The organism is Shewanella sp. 4t3-1-2LB, from assembly GCF_017368415.1.
Classification (GTDB): domain Bacteria; phylum Pseudomonadota; class Gammaproteobacteria; order Enterobacterales; family Shewanellaceae; genus Shewanella; species Shewanella fodinae.
This window is the reverse complement of the sequence record NZ_JAFNJD010000098.1, coordinates 1-1,877: the sequence shown is the minus strand read 5'-3', so window position 1 is coordinate 1,877 and position 1,877 is coordinate 1. Positions and strand designations below refer to the sequence as shown.

Genomic DNA, 1,877 nt, shown 5'->3' with positions numbered 1-1,877 from the left:
AGACCGTCAAATAGCAGCAATAGATCAAAACTGTCGATCGCGGTCAAGATGGTGCCGTGGTTTTTATGAAAAACTGATCGCCAGATCACGCTATTTAAATTCTGGAATTAGCTGCGGAATGACGGTTTAATAGGTAGCTGGGAAGGTTCTGAGGTAAAAAGCCAGCGATACTTTTTGCTTGTAAGTGATCAACGAGTTCTTGTAGTAAAACATCATCGTCAATACGCGTTCCCGTGCGAGCTATGTTATTAATACCCAGTTTCTCAAAAGATTTATAATGCTCTACTACGAACATTCGAAACGAGTCCGCACAGTCAGTTAGTTCTTTTGTCTTTAAGTAATTTTTGTAGATGTCTTTCCATGTCGATTTGCCTTTCCGGCTATACATTTCAGCAAAGAACTTGTCTCGAAAGGGGTTCTTAGAGTTGATTATTTCGTTCCAGTTTGAATAGCCATACAATTTGGCTACAGAATCGAGGGAATCTCTGTGAGACATTGATTCTGTTGATTTTTTTATCGTGCTGGCTTCGCCCTTTAATACTTGGATGCTACGGGCACAGGGGGTGAATCGTGGTGTGTACTTATAATTCATCTAACGTCTCCCAAACCGATGTATAAGATCTACTTCCACCCGCTGAAGTGGATAAAAAAAGTTGGTTGGTAGAGATATAGCTGAATTTTACGGAGCGTTACTTTTATAAGCTTTGTTTAAAGCGGGTGACGGGCTAACGCTAATAGCCTTGTTTCTAGGCTAAGCGAGATTGAGTGTGAAGTCAAGAGATCGGTAATCTTTTGTCAGGCATTCAAGGGGTTGAATCAAATTTAAACAGAGTAGTGGCTATTCATTGTTGGATTTTTTCTCAGCAATAGCACGCCAATTGTAGAGATGTGACTCGTAAAGATTAAGCTAAGTGCTGCGGCGGCTACACTAATCTTCTAAGCGAGATTCAGCGCTTCGGCTTTAAATTTACGCGGGAGAAAATATCTTGTGCTGCGTCCACCTGAATCAGATTTCATTAAACATTCTAGTTCAACAAGTGAAGCTAAATGGCGCGTTGCCGTAGGCTTACTGAATTTTGCTACCTTGTGATATTGGCTGGTATTTATCCCTTCTTCAAAATCCCCATCTAACATTCTGTTTAATACTTTTACTTGCACCGGCAGCAGTTTACTTTGATCTACTCGCAACCAATAGCAGTCGCATCTATTTGCTTAAGTGCATTTGCAAAGGTTTCTTCTAACGTATTTAAGAACCACACAATCCAGGGAGTGATGTCCATATTTCCTCTTTGTGTTTGCTCTAATATTTCATAATAGCTATGACGTTTTGCAAGTATGCTAACTGACATCGCATAGAACCGTACGGACTGTTCTTCGGCTTGAGACAACGCTAAATCGGTTAATAAGCGGGTTATTCTGCCATTACCATCATCAAGAGGATGCAGCGTAATCAGTACGAGACTTTTAAATACGCGGATCACTCAACAAACTCCCCAAGTTCGTCATCTTCTGCACTAAACAATTTGATTGCACCATCGGAAGCAATTTGATCAAGTCTCGCCTTTGAAGGACGGAACTGGGAAGTTTTAGACGTCGCCTCTAAAAGACGAACCATTTGCTCATATAGTTCGGCACTCATCATATATCCAGCGGTTTTATTATTGAATAAAACCGCCACTGGCTCATCAATAAAGTAATCAATAGGCTTTTTTCTAAGTTCTGATATTGAAACGGTTTTTTCTGCGAAAATAGATTGAGTAGGCATAGTGATTCGTCTTTCAAGTGCTAATATATGTATAATATTTTATACAAAATTTTGTACTTTTCAAAACGGAGTAACTGTTTGTCTTAAACCGTCGAACGATGATTAGCTGCGT

General features: G+C 39.9%; 2 protein-coding genes and 1 pseudogene. All 3 read right to left on the bottom strand.

The window, feature by feature from the left end; genetic code table 11:
- Positions 1–94 precede the first annotated feature (94 nt).
- The 3 genes and pseudogenes from J3L11_RS18705 to yafN all read right to left on the bottom strand — a co-directional run bounded on the left by J3L11_RS18705 (position 95) and on the right by yafN (position 1,765).
- Positions 95–592 carry a hypothetical protein gene (locus J3L11_RS18705; RefSeq protein WP_207571967.1) on the bottom strand — a complete coding sequence of 166 codons (498 nt, stop codon included), beginning with the start codon at positions 590–592 and terminating at the stop codon, positions 95–97.
- Between the two features lie 344 nt (positions 593–936).
- Positions 937–1,451 (bottom strand): annotated as a pseudogene (locus tag J3L11_RS18700) (DUF4172 domain-containing protein); the annotation flags it as partial.
- A gap of 26 nt (positions 1,452–1,477) precedes the next feature.
- Positions 1,478–1,765: a type I toxin-antitoxin system antitoxin YafN gene (yafN, locus tag J3L11_RS18695; protein ID WP_207571966.1), complete on the bottom strand. Its 288-nt coding sequence runs from the start codon at positions 1,763–1,765 to the stop codon at positions 1,478–1,480.
- Positions 1,766–1,877: the final 112 nt, after the last annotated feature.